At 54.5% G+C, this 19,985-nt stretch carries 19 protein-coding genes and 1 tRNA gene; 2 read left to right on the forward strand and 18 right to left on the reverse strand.

The window, feature by feature from the left end:
* Positions 1 to 45: 45 nt before the first annotated feature.
* From H8K03_10055 to H8K03_10085, 7 genes are all read right to left on the reverse strand, one after another.
* A complete protein-coding gene (locus H8K03_10055) occupies positions 46 to 861 on the reverse strand; it encodes a hypothetical protein (protein ID UVT22204.1) in 816 nt (271 codons plus the stop codon).
* Positions 862 to 1,117: 256 nt separating this feature from the next.
* Positions 1,118 to 5,455 carry a hypothetical protein gene (locus H8K03_10060; GenBank protein ID UVT22205.1) on the reverse strand — a complete coding sequence of 1,446 codons (4,338 nt, stop codon included), beginning with the start codon at positions 5,453 to 5,455 and terminating at the stop codon, positions 1,118 to 1,120.
* 51 nt (positions 5,456 to 5,506) lie between these two features.
* Positions 5,507 to 5,857, reverse strand: coding sequence for a hypothetical protein (locus tag H8K03_10065; protein UVT22206.1), 351 nt, complete (start codon positions 5,855 to 5,857; stop codon positions 5,507 to 5,509).
* Positions 5,858 to 5,887: 30 nt separating this feature from the next.
* Positions 5,888 to 6,505: a hypothetical protein gene (locus H8K03_10070; protein UVT22207.1), complete on the reverse strand. Its 618-nt coding sequence runs from the start codon at positions 6,503 to 6,505 to the stop codon at positions 5,888 to 5,890.
* 2 nt (positions 6,506 to 6,507) lie between these two features.
* A complete protein-coding gene (locus H8K03_10075; GenBank protein UVT22208.1) occupies positions 6,508 to 7,773 on the reverse strand; it encodes a PilW family protein in 1,266 nt (421 codons plus the stop codon).
* Between the two features lie 9 nt (positions 7,774 to 7,782).
* A complete protein-coding gene (locus H8K03_10080; GenBank protein UVT22209.1) occupies positions 7,783 to 8,310 on the reverse strand; it encodes a prepilin-type N-terminal cleavage/methylation domain-containing protein in 528 nt (175 codons plus the stop codon).
* A gap of 16 nt (positions 8,311 to 8,326) precedes the next feature.
* Positions 8,327 to 8,839 (reverse strand): prepilin-type N-terminal cleavage/methylation domain-containing protein, encoded by a 513-nt coding sequence (locus H8K03_10085; protein ID UVT22210.1) that lies wholly within the window; start codon positions 8,837 to 8,839, stop codon positions 8,327 to 8,329.
* Positions 8,840 to 9,127: 288 nt separating this feature from the next.
* Between H8K03_10085 and H8K03_10090 the strand changes: the two genes are divergently transcribed.
* Positions 9,128 to 9,448, forward strand: a complete 321-nt coding sequence (locus H8K03_10090; protein UVT22211.1) for a PilZ domain-containing protein — start codon at positions 9,128 to 9,130, stop codon at positions 9,446 to 9,448.
* A 32-nt stretch (positions 9,449 to 9,480) separates the two neighbouring features.
* Here H8K03_10090 and H8K03_10095 read toward each other — a convergent pair whose 3' ends face one another.
* The 6 genes from H8K03_10095 to H8K03_10120 form a co-directional block, all read right to left on the reverse strand.
* Positions 9,481 to 11,208 carry a type II/IV secretion system protein gene (locus tag H8K03_10095; protein UVT22438.1) on the reverse strand — a complete coding sequence of 576 codons (1,728 nt, stop codon included), beginning with the start codon at positions 11,206 to 11,208 and terminating at the stop codon, positions 9,481 to 9,483.
* A 199-nt stretch (positions 11,209 to 11,407) separates the two neighbouring features.
* Positions 11,408 to 12,877: a hypothetical protein gene (locus H8K03_10100; protein UVT22212.1), complete on the reverse strand. Its 1,470-nt coding sequence runs from the start codon at positions 12,875 to 12,877 to the stop codon at positions 11,408 to 11,410.
* Between the two features lie 13 nt (positions 12,878 to 12,890).
* Positions 12,891 to 13,649, reverse strand: coding sequence for a hypothetical protein (locus tag H8K03_10105; protein ID UVT22213.1), 759 nt, complete (start codon positions 13,647 to 13,649; stop codon positions 12,891 to 12,893).
* Positions 13,646 to 14,131: a prepilin-type N-terminal cleavage/methylation domain-containing protein gene (locus H8K03_10110; protein ID UVT22214.1), complete on the reverse strand. Its 486-nt coding sequence runs from the start codon at positions 14,129 to 14,131 to the stop codon at positions 13,646 to 13,648. The genes H8K03_10105 and H8K03_10110 overlap by 4 nt, the downstream gene beginning before the upstream one ends.
* Complete coding sequence (locus tag H8K03_10115; GenBank protein ID UVT22215.1) at positions 14,128 to 14,559, reverse strand: prepilin-type N-terminal cleavage/methylation domain-containing protein; 432 nt, start codon at positions 14,557 to 14,559, stop codon at positions 14,128 to 14,130. The genes H8K03_10110 and H8K03_10115 overlap by 4 nt, the downstream gene beginning before the upstream one ends.
* 288 nt (positions 14,560 to 14,847) lie before the next feature.
* Positions 14,848 to 15,633 (reverse strand): prepilin peptidase, encoded by a 786-nt coding sequence (locus H8K03_10120; GenBank protein UVT22216.1) that lies wholly within the window; start codon positions 15,631 to 15,633, stop codon positions 14,848 to 14,850.
* Positions 15,634 to 15,792: 159 nt separating this feature from the next.
* Here H8K03_10120 and H8K03_10125 point away from each other — a divergent pair, with 159 nt between their 5' ends.
* Complete coding sequence (locus H8K03_10125) at positions 15,793 to 16,092, forward strand: response regulator transcription factor (protein UVT22217.1); 300 nt, start codon at positions 15,793 to 15,795, stop codon at positions 16,090 to 16,092.
* On the opposite strand, the gene rlmB is transcribed toward H8K03_10125, so the two are convergent.
* From rlmB to H8K03_10150, 5 genes are all read right to left on the reverse strand, one after another.
* Positions 16,079 to 16,834 carry a 23S rRNA (guanosine(2251)-2'-O)-methyltransferase RlmB gene (gene rlmB / locus H8K03_10130; protein ID UVT22439.1) on the reverse strand — a complete coding sequence of 252 codons (756 nt, stop codon included), beginning with the start codon at positions 16,832 to 16,834 and terminating at the stop codon, positions 16,079 to 16,081. The genes H8K03_10125 and rlmB overlap by 14 nt on opposite strands.
* 10 nt (positions 16,835 to 16,844) lie before the next feature.
* On the reverse strand, positions 16,845 to 18,311 hold the full coding sequence (locus H8K03_10135) for a cysteine--tRNA ligase (protein UVT22218.1): 1,467 nt from the start codon (positions 18,309 to 18,311) through the stop codon (positions 16,845 to 16,847).
* A 5-nt stretch (positions 18,312 to 18,316) separates the two neighbouring features.
* Positions 18,317 to 18,946, reverse strand: coding sequence for a DedA family protein (locus tag H8K03_10140; protein ID UVT22440.1), 630 nt, complete (start codon positions 18,944 to 18,946; stop codon positions 18,317 to 18,319).
* A gap of 8 nt (positions 18,947 to 18,954) precedes the next feature.
* A complete protein-coding gene (surE, locus tag H8K03_10145; GenBank protein UVT22219.1) occupies positions 18,955 to 19,767 on the reverse strand; it encodes a 5'/3'-nucleotidase SurE in 813 nt (270 codons plus the stop codon).
* A gap of 103 nt (positions 19,768 to 19,870) precedes the next feature.
* Positions 19,871 to 19,947, reverse strand: a tRNA-Pro gene (locus H8K03_10150).
* Positions 19,948 to 19,985: the final 38 nt, after the last annotated feature.

A 19,985-nucleotide genomic window follows, 5' to 3' on the forward strand; every position in this document is an offset into this window, starting at 1 on the left:
CAGGAAAACACGGAGACAAGCAGATGTACTATCTTTGATGAAACTTCAGGCTCCGGAACGGCTAGGAGGGGTTGGGGCAGTCAGGGTCAAGTCGAATTCCTGTGAGGCTAGCCCGCCCTGCCCGTCCTTTGCCACTACCTTGACGTGGAATGTGCCTTGTTGATCGGTTGGGATCTGCCATCCAATGTGACCTGACTCCGAGGCGATGGTCATCCCCGGCGGCGCCATTTCCAGATAATAGGTCAACTGATCGTTATCAGGATCCAACGCTTTCACCGCATAATCAAACCGTTCTTGACCGGTGGATGGAGGAGGAGTCGATACGATCCGCGGAGCGCTGTTGCCGAGTACGAGGGGCCTGGATTTTAACGAATTGCCTGAACCTGCAGGATCAGAGGCCATCACTTCGACCGCAATCATATCGCGAGCGGCAAATCCGGTGGTATCCAGAAATGGTTCCTCCCCCTCTTTGATCACAGAGTTATTGCGGAACCATTTAAAGGTCAAGTCTACTCGATCATGGTCTGGATCATGCGCCTCAACCTGTGCTTCAAGTTTGTCGCCGGCACGAGCCATCTGGGGCGATAGCGAGACAGTCGTCACTTTCGGGGCCGTGTTCCCCACCACCACGCTCTTCGTTCGATAAGGCTGACCTTTATTGGCACCGTCTGACGGAATAATTTCTACGAAAACCGTTTGGCCACGTCTCAACAATTCAGCCGGGAGTGTCGCGTTGGTTTGTCGAGAAACTTGGGCATTATCCACATACCATTGGTATTCGAATGAGACTGCTTCCCGTTCAGGATCCTGTCCATCAACCTGGACCTCTACCGGTCCGGTCAGTGGAATGGGGTCATTCATGATCCTCGCAGAAGTGATCGCGGGTGGCAGATTTCCTTTGGCAGGAGCTGAACTAGTGACAGTGTTTGGAGGGGATTCGGTACAGGACACGTTGACGAATGCCGTACAGACACCCAGAGCGAAGAACCACGAATTGACAGGAGTTAAGTTGTACCTGCGCACATTGCTCAAAGCTGTTTCTTCCAATCGCGTGATTCAGCTCATAGCACGAATGGTCCGTGCCATGAGCTGACCAAGATATTTCCCTGAAGTCATTTTAGTCACGTTGATGTACCCAGTTCACATAGCGGCTGTAGTTGCCTTCGAGATTCGCGTCGCCTTGAGTGAACGCACCGGTAGACATTTGGATGTTAAAGCTACAACCTTGGCCGCAGTGAATCGTTCCGCTTGAGGCAAGACCAGTTCCTAGCGACATCTTAGCATTCACGTTGGTATTGCCGCCGGATGTCGCCGTGCCAATAACAGGAGCTGTCGACGCCGTTCCGGTCTTATAGAAGAGCGCGTACAAATAGCTTGCGCCATCCGACGCACAAAAGTCGTTCGTCGGGGCAAATGTTGGAAAGAATATCGACCCCGCTACCAAGGTCGGGTTGACCACGGAACGTTCGGCCGAATAGTTCGTTGTCACGAAAGTTGTTGGATTTGTGATGCTGATCGGCCCAGGCAAAGTAACACGCCAGCCATCCTTCGAGGCAACTAAGCCCATCATTGACGTCGTTCCGGTGCCGTTGAAGGTCGTGACGCCTGTATTGGTCGGATCTGTCACCTCATTCGTGCTCCCGCTGCAGACAATACAAATAACAGCCTTGGTGACATCCACGAGATCATCATCCAGACAACTCACTGTGGAAGTCTCGGTACAGGTGGCGCTCAACACAGAATCCTTGATTCCGAAAAGGCGCTGAAGGGTGTTGTCGACCTTGTCCGCATTACTGAAATACCGACCAGTTCCAAAAAATACCCACATCTTGTCGGTATCGTCCAGGGTTACGGCCGGAGCCGACGCAGAGGGTCCGACCTCCACGGTCGTCCCAAGAGTGGTATCGTAGAACGTGTCGATCACTTCCGTCGGAGTTCGGTTGACTCCATTGGCTATGCCCCATGTCGTTGGACTGCAAGGCGCAGCGCTACATCCCATAGTGAGACGATGGAGTTTGCCTCGCCATGGGAGGGCTCCGTCGTTGGCGGTCCGCATCATGTACGCCACATCTGTCCTCCAGTCGGAATCCTTATCGACCGTAACTATATGACCTAAGAACGATTGCCACGCGCCGACCGGCATGGTCGTCAAACTCCCGCCTGCGGCTACCTTAGGCCCTTTCTTCAGGTCTACAGTATAAAGCTTGGAAGTCTGTGGCGAAGCGGCAGTAAGATCCGCCTGATACCCGTTCGGTCCAGACCCAAATAGGACATACCACTTTTCATTGGTCGGATTGATAGGACTGTCGGTCTTCGGGTTCATGCGAGCAACCGCTGGATAACTTGTGGTCAGCCCAAGTCCACTGTCCGTAAATACCCAAAGCACCTTGGGGTCGACTTCAGGGTTGGTTACATCCAAAGCGAAGTATGCACTGTAGAATGTGCGCGGTACGCCTCCAATCGTGACCGTCATCGGTGGCGCTCCCGAGCCTGCGGCGCAGTTCCCACAGCTGCCACCCATCCGGAATCCTCCGATCAACACGGTTCCCCAACCACCCGGGTGATCAGCATCCGGCGTAAAGATTCTCGCTTCAGTAATCGTCGGCTTGAGATCGACGTAGTACACGTGCGTGTAATCCGTCCTGGCAAGCCACTGGAGATGAGGCAACAATTCCTGGGGAATGTAGGCCCAGAGCTCCGATCCAAGACTTAAGCCACTGGAATTGTCTGTTGGATTCTTCGTGTACCAGCCATGCTCCGTCACGGCCGCTGTCGTGGGATCATCACCCTTGTGGTAGTAGCCTCCGTTGAATGCGTGGAGCATCCCGTCATTCGCGCCGACATAGACCACCTGACGTCGGGTTCGATATTTTGCGTAAAAGGCTGTATAGGTAGGATCCCCAAAGGCCAAATCGTAGCGTGCCTTGGGGGCACCCACCACCGTCGGGGTTGAGTGAATCGGATCACCCAACTTCCAGACCTTGAAGTTTCCGCTTCCAACCGGAACCTCGAGCATCCTGGTTCTCAATCCCGCAATCTCATCGCCGCGAATGAAGTTAATCAAATTCGTAGCGTTGGTGCTACCGGCGCAGGTATCGGCTGCGTATCTCAAATAGCCCCGAAGCGCCACACAGTTAGCCGTACTGAAATCGATCTGTTCTGTGGGGTCGACAATCCCATCGTTATTAGTGTCTACCCACGTAATCACCTTGCGTGAGGCCGAGGCCGTGTTCGCAAGTTCTTTGCCCGCCTCCCAAATGGGCTTGATCGACTTGAGATCGCCGGTGACCGTGGGTGTCGCACTGTCGGCTACTCCGTCAGCCGGACTCGTATCGGCGTACTTGTCGACGAGTACTTTCTGATACGTTGGACTTGCGGGATTATTGTCGTAGCGCGTCGTGACGATTAGATCCGCATCGTAGGTCAACACGCCGTCCTGGTTTGTATCCTCTCTGAAATTACCGAAACCATCTACAAAGAGGGCGTGCGCGTACCCTGTCCACTTGACATTCGCGCCGCCCTGACCGACGTCACTCGTGTAGAAATAGGCCTGATAGATCGATCCTTCACCGGTGGCGGAAGTCGCAAGCACCGAAATGGATGTGCCTGATGCACTTTTCCTCAGAATCGCGGTAATGGTCGCCATCAGTCGATCCTGCAAGTCATCGACATTGGATGACTCAAAATAGTTGTCCGGAATTCCATCCGTGCCTGGGGCACCCGTGGAATTGATGACCTTATCCCATTCCGAAACGAGATCTGGAAGATTATTGTTATTGGTATCCTCAAAGCCTCCGAGTCTCGCCGTGTGCATGAGAATCTCTCGGCCCGCGATGTTTCCGAAGGCAAAAAATGTGTAGACGGTGACATTCTGCAAGCCTGGCAGGCAGTGGCCGGTCACGCTTAAGACGGAAATGAGGCCATCGGCAGACCCATTACAAGGCCGGAGATCATTCGTATGAGCCCAAAAGGCCACATCATCCAAGTAATGGTTTCCACTGTCATCATAATCTGTTTTATGCTCGCCGAGCAGAGTGGCCGTGGGAGTTGCACTATTGGTATTACAAGTCCCGTTCGGCGCATGAATCGTCGCGTTGCTTCCAGTACAATGGAGGCCGTGTTGTCCGTGAGCATAGTCCCGCAATCCGGCCGGAATATTGGTGTCCTGCGTTGGCGCTCCGTCCGTGACGAGGATAACGAAAGTTTTACAACATGCGACTTGTGTAGAAGTTGTTGCCCAGGCCGGCGTGTGGTTGCTGCCGAAAAAGTAAGGATCCCGGCCGCACCCATTCGTAATGTAGCCGGCCGGGCACGCTTCTGTGCCAGTCAGAACCGAGATTTCTGAACCCCCAATCGAACCCACTCCTGTCCCCTGGAACGCGACGCCGTTCGAATTGCCTCCCGCATAGGCAATCGGATATACATACGATCCGGCCAAGTATGTAGAGTTGATCTGTGCAACATAGCGGGTCGTTTCATAGAGCGATTCTGAAAGAGGTGTCCAGGTCGAGGGAAATGATTCCTGGACCGCGTCGATCATGGCAGCTGTATTCGTATTAAACGTCTCCACGCCTGATCCGGAAAAGTCGATCGATTGGCGGGACCCAACACCGACCAACATGCGGGCGCCATCCCCAGCCGGTTTGAATTCAAAGAGCCCGAATCGTGCTTGGGCCCCAATCTGTTGGATGGTACCGGTCGGCTCGGCGCTATAGCCGATCTTGAGTTCGTATTTTCGCTGGCTGAAGCCATCTCCGCAGTTGCCATCAAAATTATTGTCGTTATCTACGCAGAAATAGGCGGCGTCGGTGCCGATATAGATAGTGTTTGGATTACTCCCTCTGTCAGCCGAAGGAATCCTTCCAAGATAGGTGTTGGGGCCGGCGCCGGCATTGTAGCTCACTGCGGCAAGCTCCGTATTGATTCCGGAAGCCTGTGCTCTGACCGTCTTTAGTGCGGGAGTGCCGTTCGTAGGGCAGGTTCCATCAGCCGCACGAGCGACGAAACAATCTCCCCCAATCATCGCCTTCTTCAGAGCATCGAACCGCCGAAACGTCGCCCAGTTTAAAAAGTTTCCATCCCATTCCGTGTTACTACACGCTGTTGCCAGCGTTGCCTTGACAGTCGCAGGTTCGAAGCGCGCATCAGCGCCGGTATCGTAGGTATAGCAACGAAGAGAATCGAAGTAGCCTGACCAGTTGGTCGTGTTCGTGAATGCCAGATCGGCTGCGTCGATACAGTCCCCATCATCATTGCGGTCACAGCCGAGCCCACTCATACTGCCGGAGTTGTCCAGCACCAAAATGATGTTGGGTGCGACCTGGTCGCTGACGAACGGTGGCACGGCGAAGTATTGATCCATCGTTTGGGCTTGGCTGAAGTCGGTCCCTGCAAGACATCCCACTAACACGAACATCCTGATGGTCCCACGAAGTGCAATATCCCCGCGTTTCATGGCACCCTCCATTGTCTCTCTTTCGGCGTACTGACTCGCATTGATCGCTGCTTACCGCGGCAAAAACAGTAACATCCAGTCGATCTTGTCTGTGGTCCCTTTTTGAATGCGGTATTTCACATTGATATCCACTCTAATGCTGGTTGGCACCAATGGATCGCCATGTCGATCAACGAGCACCGCCTCCGGTACGAGGCTGAAGGTTCGCCCGTCAATTTGAAATGTTGTCTCATAGACTGCGGTGATTGTTCCCTTGGGATAACTGTCCATAGCGGCAGGAAGCGGCTCATCGGCACGACCTATTTGGGGTTCTCCCGTACTGGCGAAAACAATGACCGAACAAAGGATTATCAGGTTGGGAAAGTTTAGCGATGAGTGACTACCCTGACTTTTGAGATTCATAGTGATGCCAGGCCTCCCATCCGTCTCGTCTTAACCGTTGGTCGCTCGTTTCACGCAACCTTCCCCTGTGGTATTAAGACAATCAAACGTCACAATCACCCGACTGGTGGCCCCGGTCGCTGCATTGGCCGCCACACAGTCCACTCGATAGAACTGATCATAGGTTGGCTTGTCTGGATCAGCAAAATCACTGCCGGTTCGTCGCTTCGAATAAAGGAAATCAATGTCCCCATTGACGATGTACCCATTCACATTCATGGTTAGATTGGGCGCGTTTCCCGTTCCAACCGCAATGTCGGAATGATTCCGTAGCGTACCGTTGATTTCCTGAGTGAACACCCCTTGATTGAGAGCCGGGACCGGTCCCTGAGGTGCAATGAGTACAGCTGCCTGACCGGTCATTTGAGGATCTTCGATCGTCAATCGAATCGCTCGAACAGCCGTCCCCACACATGCCTCGGCAGCGTCCGTTCCCTCTTCAACCATACGGACTGCTCCCGCCATTGAGTTTTCCATGCCCGTCATCGTCAGCGCTGCAACGCCGAGGGCGCCGATGATCAACATCAGCAGCATTACCGTCATGAATGCCGTGCCACGCTCATTGCTGAGCGGCCAGACTTCACTCGGAACCACACGAGAAATCCTCATAGTTAGAGCCTTTGGTTGCGGAGTTCGATCGTTCGAGTCAGTATGCGCCGACGAAACTGAAAATAGTTCGCCTGCTGTGCCGGAGATGCGGTGTCGCCAGAAGCAAAGAGCCCATTCGCATGGTTGTGATCGCTGATGACAGGAAAGGTCGTCGTATGCAGGGGAGTCGATTGAGCCTCTCCCATACCTTGATCTGCTCTTGTCTGACGCGCGACGATATTGACCTGAGCTAACCGAATGGTGCTCGGTGTCATGCGGTTGCCATATGGCGCTGCAGTACCGAACCAATTTCGATTCGTGATGAAGTCAGCCTGGTCGAACTGATTCGAAAGATTGAGATCGTCCGGCTGCAAATCAGGCCTACCACTATTGACGCGAGGGTCACAGCCATCACAAGCATAGGCCAGTTGGAGGTCTTCAACCCCGTCCATGATAGGGATGCATCCTGAATTCACCTGATTGCAGTTGGGCGGCCCACCAAGACCTACGAGAGCGGCCGGGACCGCACCACGGACGAGACAGGGGGTAGTTCCCTGACAGAGGTTGAGGGCATCTGGGGGAGGAATCACCTGGTAGGTGATGCACTGTAGCAAATAGACTTGCGTCCCCGTCCCAAAGCCTGTGGGAGCGGGAATCGAGGGATTCAGGGTCAAGCTTCCGGGATTGACAGACTGAATCCTTGAACCAGCAACTCCGCCGATCGAAACAGACATGCCAAGCAATGCCGCCGCACCCCCAGGAATGGCATTCCCCATCGCTGTGGTCACATTGGCCGGCAGGGGTATACTCGCGATCGGCACATCCATTCCGCCAATGGTACCTGGAGCCACCGGGACGAAGACCTGCCACAACGGCCCCACAGCGGCAATGGAGTTTGTCATTGGAACAACCATTGAGATGGTGTCCGGGCCGGTGTCCGCCCCAAGGGGGTTGTTGTCGCCTGGGATCAAGGCTGAAGGCGTCCCGTTGATGTGGCATCCACCGACCGCCGTTGAAAGACCACGCATCCCAAATCCGGCCAACTTGAGATCGGCCGTGATCATGTCCAGAGCATTCCGCGCCGTTGCCTGTGTGCTTCCTATTTGTCCGGTAATACGCGTGGTCTTCTGACTGACGACCAGAGCTCCAAACCCGGCCGCAATGATGGCTGTCGTCATAGCCGTCGCGACCATGATCTCCGTCAGTGTAAAGCCTCTCTGGCTCTGGTCCCACGAATCGGATGATTGTCTCATTGCGAGTCCCCCGCGTATCCCCTTGGTGGTACTCATCAAGAAGTCTTATTCCGGCTCAATCAGCGTTTGGAATGCCACCGCTCTTGCCCGTTGTCCTGCTGCACGATCATTCCACTGAAGCCGTACTGTGACCTGTACTGCGCTTGAATCAGCTCTCAGTGGGATCACAGGAGCAGCTTGGACCGTACCTCGTGCATTCAGCAGGTTTGTGGCTAAAACCAAAGTTCGCCACTGAGTACAATCACCTTGGATCGCTCTTGTCGCTGCTAGCGACGGCGCGACCGAGAAAAATGGCATGGCTGGCTGGGGGGCAGGAATCCCGCCCGCTAAACAGTTCCCCGGTCCAGTGGTATCCAAATTGTTATAGGCCCAAGCGAAGCGCCGATTACTTTGGATTCTCTCCACCATGTCGGCCGCGACATTGGTGACAATAGACAAGTCGTTGGCATCGACGTTCTTCGTAAATGACACGCCTTGCATGGCGGCCATGCCCATGACTCCCACACCGAGGATGGCCGCGGAGATCATGACCTCAGCCAACGTAAATCCTTTTTCGTTGCGTACTTTCAACATTCGCCTACCTTCTTGTTCACGATGTTTCATTGATGATGCACGGATTAATTGCTTGTCGACACCAGGTCACCTTTCCAGAGGGCATCAATGAAATTGTGTAAATGAGATTAGGGTCTCGCGTGCTCTGCAGCTGAACTGTTTGAACAGCGAGAGGAGCGGTACTCAACCCTCGAGGAGTAAAACCGAGTGGGTTCACGGGTAAGGGCATTATGAATCTCACGTTCTGGGGGAGAGTTTCGGTGCCCAAGGGAGCGGTAAATGCCACTGTGTCAAGTCCCGCTGGAACACTCGCCGGGGTAGCTGCGATCAGGATATTGCGGCTGATTGCCGAAGAGCGTGCAAGGACCAACCGGTTATAGAGACTGGTCGTAGCTTGATAGAGCTCATGCTTTGCGTACATCTGAAGAAAATTCGGAACAGACACTGCAGCCGCGATGCCTATAATCGCCCCGACTATGGCGATTTCTACCAGAGTGAAACCACTTTCGTTTGAACGGAGTTTGCTCATGGTTTTTGCTGTTTGCTTCATGGCGTCTCCTAATCGAGCAAGGGGCATGCCGTCCCGGACACGTCATTTCCTTCACCTAACTGCTTGATTTGATGACAATCCTTATCCGGCGAGACCCATTGCTCGCGGCCATTTTTCGCGCGAATGCACGACAATTTTCGGCTGGGACGCTGTACTGTTTCGAACGGGAGAGCGGATATCGCTGGTTGACAGAATGCGCAATCACCACTAGGGTTCTTGTTGAGGCAACTGCGGATGAGCAACGCGAATCAAGCGCAGGGAATCTAAATGCCGGCTCGTGAGCGGTGGATGACACAAGAGTCTCGTAAGGTCCCACGGTTCGCCATCCAACTTCCTTGCAAATTTGGCAATGTTCCTCACACGACGGAGGGAACTGCCCTCAACCTTTCGTCACAGGGATGTGCCATCACGGCGGAGCACCTTCCCGCCGTCTCGACCTATGTTTCTCTGGAGCTCGATTTTCTAAACGGAGAGGCGCCGGCTGATATTGAACTGGCAGCCGTTCGTTGGGTTTCAGGGCATCGGTGCGGCCTGGAATTTATCAAGGTTTCGCCCGAGATGCTCTTGAAGCTGAAGACGTTCGTATCGATCTTGGAGCGGACCCCTTAACGGGCTCAGTGGTTTCGCATGTCCTGTTCGCGCTACTTTATCGCTACGGCGCGGACCTGCCGGTATGTCGTAACACCCTTCAGCACCTTTTGAATGCCATTCTGCAGCAGCGTGACCATTCCATCGCGCATGGCTACGCTCAGGATTTCAGCCGTTCTCGCCTTCCCTTGAATCAGGTTTTTGATATCTTCAGACCCAACCAGGAGTTCATGCAACGCGACCCGTCCCTTAAACCCACTGTGATTGCAAACCTCACAGCCCTTTCCACGATAGAGCGTGAAGTCGTCGGTATACGTGACACCGAGCTTATCCCAATAGCGCGCTCCGTAGCCTTGCATCAGCTCGTCGTATTCCTGTTGAGTCGGGTGATAGCTCTCTTTGCACTGGAGGCAAAGGCGCTTACAGAGACGCATTGCGAGGATTCCCAACATTGCATCGGCAAAATTGAAGGAATCGCATCCCATATCCAATAATCGAGTGATGGTTTCGACCGCACTGTTGGTATGCAGCGTGCTCATCACCAAATGACCGGTGAGCGATGCTTCTATCGCAATGTCGGCCGTTTCTTTATCACGCATCTCTCCGATCATGATCACGTCCGGGTCGGCTCGAAGAAAGGCGCGCATTGCGGAGGCAAAGGTAAACCCGATCTTTGGATGCACCTGCACTTGCCTGAGACCTTCCTGTGTGATCTCGATGGGGTCTTCGGCCGTCCAAATTTTTCGCTCATCGGTGTTGATGTGGTGCATGACCGCGTGCAGCGTGGTGGTTTTCCCGGAGCCGGTCGGTCCTACACAGAGAAAAATTCCATGTGGACGCTCGGAAAGTGCCTGGACGGTCTCCAAAACGTCCGGCGAAAAGTCCATCGCCTCCAACGGCATCGTTTCCTTGGCGCTCAGAAGACGCAGCACGACATCTTCATTGCTTCCTGCGGTCGGCAATGTGGCGACACGTAATTCGATTTCCCGATCCTTCGCCAATTTATAGCGGATCTTTCCGTCTTGAGGTTTCCTCCGCTCGGCAATATCCAAGTTGGCCATGATCTTCAGACGCGAGACAATGGCTCGTCGATAGACAGCCGGGATCCGCATGTACGTAAAACACGTCCCATCGACACGGAACCGCACGGCTGTTTCCTTGCGATCCGAATAGGGTTCGACGTGCACATCGGACGCCCCTAATCGATAGGCCTCGGCGATAATCTGGTTGGTCAGGCGCACAATGGCTGAATCGTTTTCATCGATTTCGCCGGATTCGGCATCACCGTTTCGCTCGATACCGGCTTCATCGACTAGTTCCCCAAGGATCTCAGTGATCGAGCCGCCATTGGCCTGCCCTGTTGCGACAAGGAGGTATTGCTCGATGTCCCTTCGAAGCCCGACAGAGAAGCGGACCGTCGTGCCGGGGAACGCGCGACGGATATCGAGACCTTTTTCTAAGTCGTGGGGATCGTTGATGACGATATCAAGCACGGTTCCCTGTCGCTTCATGGGAATCCAGGAGTTCCTTCTGAGGTAATCGAAACTGAGGTTCTTTAACAGTTCCGGGTCGATGACGGTCCGCTCGTCATAGGGGACATAGGGACATTGATAGAATTCGCTGAGCGTCGATCCGAGTGCGGCTCTCGGCACGCGATACTTTTCGAGCAAGATGGTTTCCAGATCGACTTCCCTTGATAACGATTCCTCCACCGCCGATTCGAGTTCGGTCTGACTGATGAGGCCTCGATAAGCGATACAGTCCAAAAGACTGCGTGCCATCGTCATCTTGCGAGGTGGTTTGGCCATCTGGGGTTTTTTCAGACAGGCGGCAGAAAGAACGTGCCGTTTACCATGCGCTTCAGCACCGTGCGTGATCATTCTATCTCATCCTTCGTCATCGACAATAAGAAGTTGCTTTTATGTCCTGTGTCGCTCGCCTTAATCGTTCGCCGAGACAACGACGGGCAGCGTAAGCAATTCAGTAGCGTGCCATCCATGTGCCTGGGGCCCGATACACGACCGGCAACCCTCGGAACAGACCTTGTCCGAGTTCGTGCTCATACCACACTTCGAACGTGCCTCTTGAACTCGATTGCGCAATCGTCTCCCCGGCAACCACAGCTCCATACAGTCTCACTCTTCCCGCAACCGTGATGGTACCGCTGGCATACAGCACTCCGTTGAAATGTATGCCCGAGAGTTGAACGAGTGTTCGGGCAGGATCATCGCCCTGGCCCGTCTTTGGAGGGCTGAGAGCCGGGACGGACGAACCAAGTCCATTTGGAGCAAGCACGACATGACCCTGCATCACCACGGTACCCTCTACGTATGAGGTCTGCAGTTTGAGGGTGCCGAGATTGTCGAGACGCGGCGCGGTTTGGTCGAGCGTGTCGATAAAAATCAGACCGCGATGATCCCCAGGTGCTTGGGACCGGAGTACCTCATCAGGAGATAACCCATGTCCAGGTTCTACGACACCTTGGGGATACAGAAGCCCATCGCGATCAATGCCGAAGTACCGACCAAACCGTTTTGCCAGTCGCTTCAGGTGTTCGTAGTTCCACTGATCGAGGCGAACTCCGGGAATAGGATTCTGGGCCTCATGAAGATTGTGTGGGAGACTAGGGGTTTGACTCGACGGGGGTTGGGTTATTTGAACGTTTCCTCCTACCCAGGCTTGCATCCAACGATCCTCCCGTTGAGACGTCTCGTCGTATCCTTGCCCCGTCACAGGAGCGAACGAACTGAGTGTGGGGATGTCGCCGCCTTGCCTTAGAACAAGGTCTTCACCGACCCGTAAATCGCCCCAATGTACACTCACGGGCGACTCACTTCCCGGTCGGAACACGCCCAAGGACTTACGCACCTGGACAGCGGCTTTCAGGGGCGGCACGTCCAGCGCGCCAAGCTGAAGGGAAACGGATTGCCGGACAGGCGGATTGGTATGGGTTGCAATGGTGGCGTCGACGGTGCACAGAAGACCCGGATTCGAGGGCGCGTACACTTTGAGTTCTTCCACATGTCCAAGGTGTTGCATGACACGAAACATCCCGGCCTCAGGATCATTGAATACCTGATTCTCCGAAGCGTTCTCTGCATGGAAGAGATAATCCGGCTGATTCGCTGTTCCCACAAATTGTGAGCGGCCGGTGGGGTCGAAAAATGAAGGAGCCCCTTCTGCATCACGATTTCTTTTTTCAAGCTGGGACGCAATCCTTGGTGTCACGGCAGTCGACCTCGGGTCGTGAAACCAGGCGACCACGAGTTCGCTGGCCGCATCGGCAAGTTGCTGGGCAACGGCTGCTTGGTTTCCGGCATTGGCACTGATGGCCTCCTGCCCGGCCAGATTCAGAAGTGTCGTGGCCAGTAGGGATAAGATCAGCACGATCACCATAGCTCCTAGAAGCGCAATCCCCTGCTGGCCTATGTTGGTGTCACTCGGCAACATGTCTCGTCTCCTCCTATGATCGAATGCTCACTTCGCGGACCATTCTATGCAGGAACTGGTTGGACTGAATTTCCAGAACAACCCGCCTTACCAGTTGCGGTTGATTCGTTTTCTGTCCCATCTCGTCCCAGTACGAAAACCTAAGATCATCGAGTTCCCCAATGAGCTCACTCGCGCCTCCATCGACCATGCGCATGAGGTTCGACGTGTCTTCCTTCTCGTGCTTCACGTAATAGAGAACTCGATTGTGTACTTCAATGGCGGCTCCAGCCGGAAATGACGCCCCAACCGGCTCTGCCAGGGTCAACTGATATCGTTGTCCACCGCGAGAGAGTCGATGCGATTCGCAGGTGCGCGGGCTACACACAATGACTGTCTTTCCTTCACCCCATCCACGCCCATCCTGCACCGGAATGACGGATTGGCCGGGATGAATGGCGCCGGTCGTGGTCGTCCGATAGGCGCTGAGATTGGCTTGAAACGCAAACTCATCGGGAGCCGCCTTGACGATCGAGTCAGCCGTCGCTAATCGAGCTTCCTGCTCAAATACTTCCAGCCCCAATCGTAGATCCTGCTGATGTTTCAATGTCCGGTGCTGCTTCTCTGCATGGGCATGGACCACATTGAAAACACTCAGCGCTGCGGCCAGCACAGCCGCCCCCACGGCCAAACTGATCATCAACTCGGTCAGACAGACTCCGTGCACGTTGACCAGGGCATGGAAGCAAGCCTGACGTCTCAGGTCAGAAGTGATAGCGCCGTCACGGCTCATTGTTGCCCCACATATCCGGGATTGGCTCGAATAGTCGCCACATAGATTTCTCTCGGTTGCCCTCTTAGCCCAGGATAGGAAGCGACCGCTCGGATCGTCACCATTCCAGAGCCGCTGAGTGGTCCAGGACGCTGACTTTCGATGGTCCACACTACCGTCACTCCGTCGCGCTCATGCATGGCCGTATAGATCCCATCGCCCGCAGTGACATCGTAACCCCGGCCGTCATCGACCATGAACGTTTCGGGAACGCCATCACGATCCAGGTCATCTTCCAGAAGAGACTGCCAGCGAACAGAACGCTTCACTTCCAATCTGGCCTGGGCTAGTTCCAACGCCTTATTGCTCAGGCCGCCCTGTTGCAGATGTTTCGACGAAACCTCCACCGCACCCAGAGCCCCCATTAATGCGATTCCGGAGATCATCATCGCGACCATCACCTCGACGAGACTGAAGCCATTCTGCTGAGGTGAGTCGCTCATAGGATTGATACCCGACCCGTGAGGCTCACGGTGAGTGATTGGGTCTGGCCTTCATGGCTGCGGAGTTGGATCGTCGTGGCAGTGGCCGAGCGTCCGCTTGGATGAAACTGGATCTCGAGTCCGGAGCTTGGCTCCTCGATCACAAGACCCTTCCCCCCATAGCGATACACATGGTGAATGGTGCCGCCATTGACAAACTGCGTGATCAGTTCCTGTTGCTCCATATCGATGAGAATCCGAACCCGATCGCGATAGGTCAACGCAAGCTGCTTCGCAAGACGGAGTTCAGAGGCAACCTCTTCCGTGGTGCAGCGGACCTGCGTACGGGAGTTGAGGCCCAAGAAGCTGGGAATCGCCATGATCGAGACCATTCCGATGATTCCCACAACGACCATCAGCTCCGTCAATGTCTTGCCTTCTTCCTTCATATCTTCCTCACTGTGACCGCTCCGGTGAGCTTGGCCGATCGCTATGTCAAGAGTCGTGCCGCTCAGGGATAGATCGTTCGCGGGTCATGTCCTGACAACGATTGGGGGGATCGGAATGCTCTAAACCATGGAATCAAGGAAAGAAAACGGAGAAGGCGTGGAATAACGAAGAAGGGACAGTGTCAGAAGAGAAAGAGATCGCGGAAGAGCACAACTATACACCAATAGATACAGTTCCTTACGGAAGAGATACAGTGACTAAACGCTCAGAAGTGGCCATGGGAGTCATTAGCCAGCCAGCACCCCTTGATACCAGTCGAGAAGAGATTGCCCAAAGAAGAGCGCCACCAAGGCGCCGCACACAAGAAACGGCCCGAATGGAATGTAGTCTTCTCGCCTGATTACTCGTGCGACGATGAGCGTCACGCCGACGAGCGACCCTAAGAAAGACCCCACCATGATCGTCATCAGCGCGGGTTTCCACCCAAGAAACGCCCCGATCATAGCGAGCAGCTTGATGTCTCCCCCTCCCATGCCCTCTTTTCCAAAGACATAAGGGCTGGCCCACGCTAAGAGCCATAGAATTCCTCCTCCGACGAGAACTCCCAATAACCCGTTCAGAAAGCCGAGCGGAAGAATTGTCGCTGCACTGATGAGACCTACAATGATTCCGGGGAACGTAACGGCATTGGGAATCATCTTATGAGAAAGATCCGTTCCGGCTACGACGAGGAGAGCCGAATAGAGCAATCCATACGCCATGGCAGCCCAGCTAAGACCGAAGAACCAAAGGACCCCGACATAACCCAAAGCATTCACAATCTCCACCAACGGATAGCGGAAGGGAATCGGCACTGAACACTGTCGACATCGGCCGGCCAGAACCAGATAACTCACAACGGGAATGTTATCGTACCAAGCGATCGAGTGGGAGCAGGTCGGGCAATGAGATCCCGGCCACACAATCGACTCCTGCCGTGGAAGACGGTAAATACACACATTTAAAAAGCTGCCGATGAGGCCGCCGAAAAGGCCGGCAATCACCAACGGCAGTAGAGTTTGGCTCTCATGCATAATTGCTCAGAGTGCTTTCCTTACCCAGCAACCCTACTAGGGCCGAAGGCCCTGCATTTACAATCGCAATCGATCATTTCATAATGACTGCATTGTGCTTTGTTTGGTCCATGTCGAGTATACCTGAAATGTATCCCTATCAAAGGAGAACTCATCCTTATGAAAGGAGAACTCATCATCATGGCTAAAGCGACTGCGAAGCCTAGGCCTCGAAAATCTCTTGCCGACCTTGAACCTCCTCCTCGCGTAAAGCGTCCTGAATCGCTCACGTCACGGGAACAGGAAATCCTGGAATTGATATGGGCAGGATTTAAGAACAAGGAGATCGGTCAACGCTTGAAGATCAGCGTCAAGACCGTCGAGGCACACCGCGCCAATATGATGAAGAAAATGCGGGTATCGAATACGGCTCAATTACTGAAGACCGCCATCCAGGGGGGCGCGCTCAGAGTTCGGTAGCATCGTCCCGGTTCTGGTTACCGGAACGGCGCTGACGAACCGTTTCGAACAGGACTACCGCGGCGGCTGCCGACACATTCAACGATTGGACCTGGCCTCTCAAAGGAATTCGGATACATTCGTCGCAATGCTGCAAAACTCCCGGCCGAATGCCTGTTCCCTCACCTCCCAAGACTAGCCCGATGGGTCCTCGCAGATCGACGTCGGTGAATACCTTGTTTGCCGACGGCGTGACTCCGTAGATCCAGACTCCAGCCGTCTTCAACGACTCGAGCAATCTGCTCAGATTCGTCACACGCGCCACAGGAATGTGATCGATCGCTCCGGCTGAAGCTTTCGCAACTACCGACGTGAGCCCGGCGGCTCTTCGTTCGGGAACAAATACACCGTGAGCACCGGCTCCCTCCGCCGTCCGAAGCACCGCTCCAAGGTTGTGTGGGTCTTCTACCCCGTCCAAGATGACCAAGAGCGGCTGCTCATGGCGTTGCGCTGCGCGAGCCAGAATTGAATCCTCCGTCTGATAGGCTTTTGCCGCGGCAAATGCCACGACGCCTTGGTGCTTGCCATTGGGTATGAGGCGGTCAAGAGCGGTCAGAGGCTGGACATGAATTGGAACATGACGAGATCGAGCCAGTTGCACCAGATCGGCAAACTGTTTATTGGTCCGAAGAACCAGCACGCGCTGCAATGGCCGGTGACCGGCCTTCAGGGCTTCGCGTACGGTATGGAGGCCATAGAGAATCTCCTGTCCGTCAGCGTTTCCAGCGGCTGGTGCCATCCGGTTTGTCCTCGATGATGATTCCTTGAGCTGCGAGCAATTTCCTGATCTCGTCTGCCCGCATAAAATCTTTCCGACTGCGAGCCTGTTTCCGTTCTATCAGCAGCATTTCAATGTCCGTTTCAGATAGGACCGTTCGAACCGTTGCGGTCTCCATGGCATTGGCCGACAACGCGTCAGAAGCTGAGTCGTGAAACTGCCACTTGTCCAACCGAAACAACCCCAACAGATTGCCCATGGCGCGAAATTCATCTCTGGCAATCTGTCGCGCTTTCGTGGAAATCCCCCGATCCAGGAGTTTATTGATGTCGCTTCGCAGTTTCTGAAACTCAGCAACGGCCATCGGTGTATTCATGTCGTCATCCATTGCTGCTCTGAAAGAGTTCTTAAAGCGCTGGACCGACTGTTCCAGGTCTCGGTCCGCAACCGAATTCTCATCGGACTCGCCGAGACGTCCAAAGAGGTCATAGAAACCATTCAGGGCGTTTTTGGCCTCTTTCAATGCTTGATCAGAAAAATCGAGCGGCCCATGGTAATGGGTTGAAAGAAGAAAGTACCGGAGAATTTCCCCAGTCACCTCTTCCGACCATTCAGATTTCTCGAAGATCTCACGAACCGTGAAGAAATTGCCGAGCGAATTGGACATCTTCTCCTGATTAATCTGCACGAAGCCGTTGTGCACCCAATAGCGCGCGAATGTTTTCCCCGTTGCGCCGCAAGACTGAGCCATTTCGTTTTCATGGTGGGGGAAAATCAGGTCCATTCCGCCGCCATGGATGTCGAAGGTTTCACCGAGATGTTTGATCGACATCGCCGAACATTCGATATGCCAGCCCGGCCGGCCAAGTCCCCACGGGCTCGCCCATGCCGGCTCGCCCGGCTTGCTGCTCTTCCACAACGCAAAGTCCATCGGGTGATGTTTTCGTGCATCGACATCCACACGCGCACCGGCTTGCATGTCTTCGAGTCGTCGTTTTGACAAACGTCCGTATTCGGGATATTTCGAGACTTCAAAATACACATCGCCGTCCACGACGTAGGCCAAACCCTTCCTAACCAGCGCTTCCGTCAATTGAATGATGTCGGCCATATGCTCAGTGGCCTTCGGCTCTTCCGTCGCCGGCCTGATACCCAACTTTCGCATATCTTCCTGGTATGCCCGTATGTACTTCGCGGTAACCACATCACAGGAAATACCTTGTTCGTTCGCGCGCTTGATGATCTTGTCGTCCACATCTGTGAAGTTTTTCACGAAGGTCACGGCATAGCCGCTATATTCCAAGTAACGTCGCAGCACATCAAACACCAATGCACTCCGCGCATGGCCGATATGGCAATAGTCGTAGACCGTTACGCCGCAGACATACATGCGGACTTTCTTTGGCTCGATGGGTTCGAAAGGTTCTCGCTTCCGGGTGAGGGTATTGAACAACTTGAGCATACGGCTTAGGCCTCTGGATTCATACGCCGCTTGGGCCAGTGAGACCAGAGGAAGTACCCTACGGCCAAAGCAAGCACGAGTCCAATTACGATGTCGAATTGATGAAAATAGTCACGCAGATGCTCCCACTGTTCCCCCATGCGGAGGCCGATGTAGGCCAGCAGATAGCACCAGGGCAGAGCGCCGACAAAGGTGAAGAGGACGAACCGGGGGAAATTCATCCTCGCAATGCCCGCCGGAAGCGAAATGAACGTGCGCACAACCGGAAGCATGCGGCTAAAAAAGACAGCGGCCTCGCCGTATTTGGCGAACCAGCGATCGGCAACATCGAGATCATGATGCGATAGGAGGAAATAGGGCCCATAGCGCTCCGCAAACGGCCTCCCTCCCCACACACCCGCATAGTACGCCACGATCGAACCAAGAACATTGCCGACCGCGCCGGCCAGCGTTACTCCCAGCATGGTGAATTCCCCGGTCATCACAAGGTAACCGGAGAAGGGCATGATGATCTCGCTCGGCAAGGGAATGCACGCACTCTCGACAGCCATGGTAAAGATGATGCCCGCATAGCCGAATTTCGAAATACAGGCAATGATGAATCGGCTCAGCTCACTGATGACAGCTTCGATCAATCCTCCTATCACACACCCGACTCCTCCGTAGGGCCAATGGCAAACCGCGATGCGGATGACCGTGTGACATCGCGTTTGATCATCGGCTCCCACGCACGGAACTGATCAAGTACTCCATGGTGAGTACTATCCAAACGGATCGGCGTGATGGAGACAAACCCCTCTTCGATCGCCTCGTGATCGGCGTCCTTACTGCGACTCCATGATATGCGCTTGCCGGCAATCCAATAATACTTGCGTCCGTGTGGATCAAGCTTCTCGATAATCGGATTATCGAATCGCCTGCGGCTGAGGCAGGTGACCCGCACCCCCCTGACTCCCCGTCTCGACCGATCCGGGATATTGACGTTCAGCAGCGTCTCTTCAGGAAGGCCGCGAGCAAGGATGAGCCGCGCGACACGTACGGCATAGGTGGCACCCACTTCAAAACGGAATTTCTCAGCCCCTTCTTGGGATACCGCCAGGGATGGCACGCCCAGAATAGTCCCTTCCACTGCCGCGGAAACGGTCCCCGAATACATCACATCATCACCGAGGTTGACACCTTTATTGATGCCGGACACTACGAGGTGAGGCCGTTTGGGCATGACTTTGAGCAGTGCTAGATTCACACAATCCACCGGTGTCCCATTGACGGAGAAGATACGCGCCGCGACTCGATGGAGTCGCAAGGGTTTGTGCAGTGTAACCGCATGCGCGACGGCGGTCCGTTCGCGATCCGGAGCCACAACCCACACCTCACCGATCGCGGCAAGAGACTTGGCCAGAACGGCGATTCCCGGTGAGTGGATCCCGTCATCGTTGGTCACAAGGATGCGCATGGTCCGCTTTCAACAAAAAGAGCTGCCTGAGGCAGCTCCGGGGTTGGAACTGAGTGATACGAGTCCATCACTCAGTTCTCCGCACGCTCAATAGTGGGTAAACTGGTCGGGGCGGCGGGATTTGAACCCACGACCACTCGCACCCCAAGCGAGTGCGCTACCGGGCTGCGCTACGCCCCGACATGTTTCTATCTCCGTTGGTTCTCATCCTCGCCTAT

The sequence above is a fragment of the Nitrospira sp. genome (assembly GCA_024760545.1).
GTDB lineage: Bacteria > Nitrospirota > Nitrospiria > Nitrospirales > Nitrospiraceae > Nitrospira_D.

Coding starts and splice junctions, on each gene's coding strand:
- H8K03_10095 (UVT22438.1), bottom strand. CDS start 11,208: ATGGCACGCAGTCTTTTGGACTGTATCGCTTATCGAGGCCTCATCAGT.
- H8K03_10120 (UVT22216.1), bottom strand. CDS start 15,633: ATGCATGAGAGCCAAACTCTACTGCCGTTGGTGATTGCCGGCCTTTTC.
- H8K03_10110 (UVT22214.1), bottom strand. CDS start 14,131: ATGAGCGACTCACCTCAGCAGAATGGCTTCAGTCTCGTCGAGGTGATG.
- H8K03_10115 (UVT22215.1), bottom strand. CDS start 14,559: ATGAAGGAAGAAGGCAAGACATTGACGGAGCTGATGGTCGTTGTGGGA.
- H8K03_10060 (UVT22205.1), bottom strand. CDS start 5,455: ATGAAACGCGGGGATATTGCACTTCGTGGGACCATCAGGATGTTCGTG.
- H8K03_10100 (UVT22212.1), bottom strand. CDS start 12,877: ATGTTGCCGAGTGACACCAACATAGGCCAGCAGGGGATTGCGCTTCTA.
- H8K03_10085 (UVT22210.1), bottom strand. CDS start 8,839: ATGAAGCAAACAGCAAAAACCATGAGCAAACTCCGTTCAAACGAAAGT.
- surE (UVT22219.1), bottom strand. CDS start 19,767: ATGCGCATCCTTGTGACCAACGATGACGGGATCCACTCACCGGGAATC.
- H8K03_10065 (UVT22206.1), bottom strand. CDS start 5,857: ATGAATCTCAAAAGTCAGGGTAGTCACTCATCGCTAAACTTTCCCAAC.
- H8K03_10105 (UVT22213.1), bottom strand. CDS start 13,649: ATGAGCCGTGACGGCGCTATCACTTCTGACCTGAGACGTCAGGCTTGC.
- H8K03_10125 (UVT22217.1), top strand. CDS start 15,793: ATGAAAGGAGAACTCATCATCATGGCTAAAGCGACTGCGAAGCCTAGG.
- H8K03_10075 (UVT22208.1), bottom strand. CDS start 7,773: ATGAGTACCACCAAGGGGATACGCGGGGGACTCGCAATGAGACAATCA.
- H8K03_10055 (UVT22204.1), bottom strand. CDS start 861: ATGAATGACCCCATTCCACTGACCGGACCGGTAGAGGTCCAGGTTGAT.
- H8K03_10080 (UVT22209.1), bottom strand. CDS start 8,310: ATGTTGAAAGTACGCAACGAAAAAGGATTTACGTTGGCTGAGGTCATG.
- H8K03_10090 (UVT22211.1), top strand. CDS start 9,128: ATGACACAAGAGTCTCGTAAGGTCCCACGGTTCGCCATCCAACTTCCT.
- H8K03_10135 (UVT22218.1), bottom strand. CDS start 18,311: ATGCTCAAGTTGTTCAATACCCTCACCCGGAAGCGAGAACCTTTCGAA.
- H8K03_10070 (UVT22207.1), bottom strand. CDS start 6,505: ATGAGGATTTCTCGTGTGGTTCCGAGTGAAGTCTGGCCGCTCAGCAAT.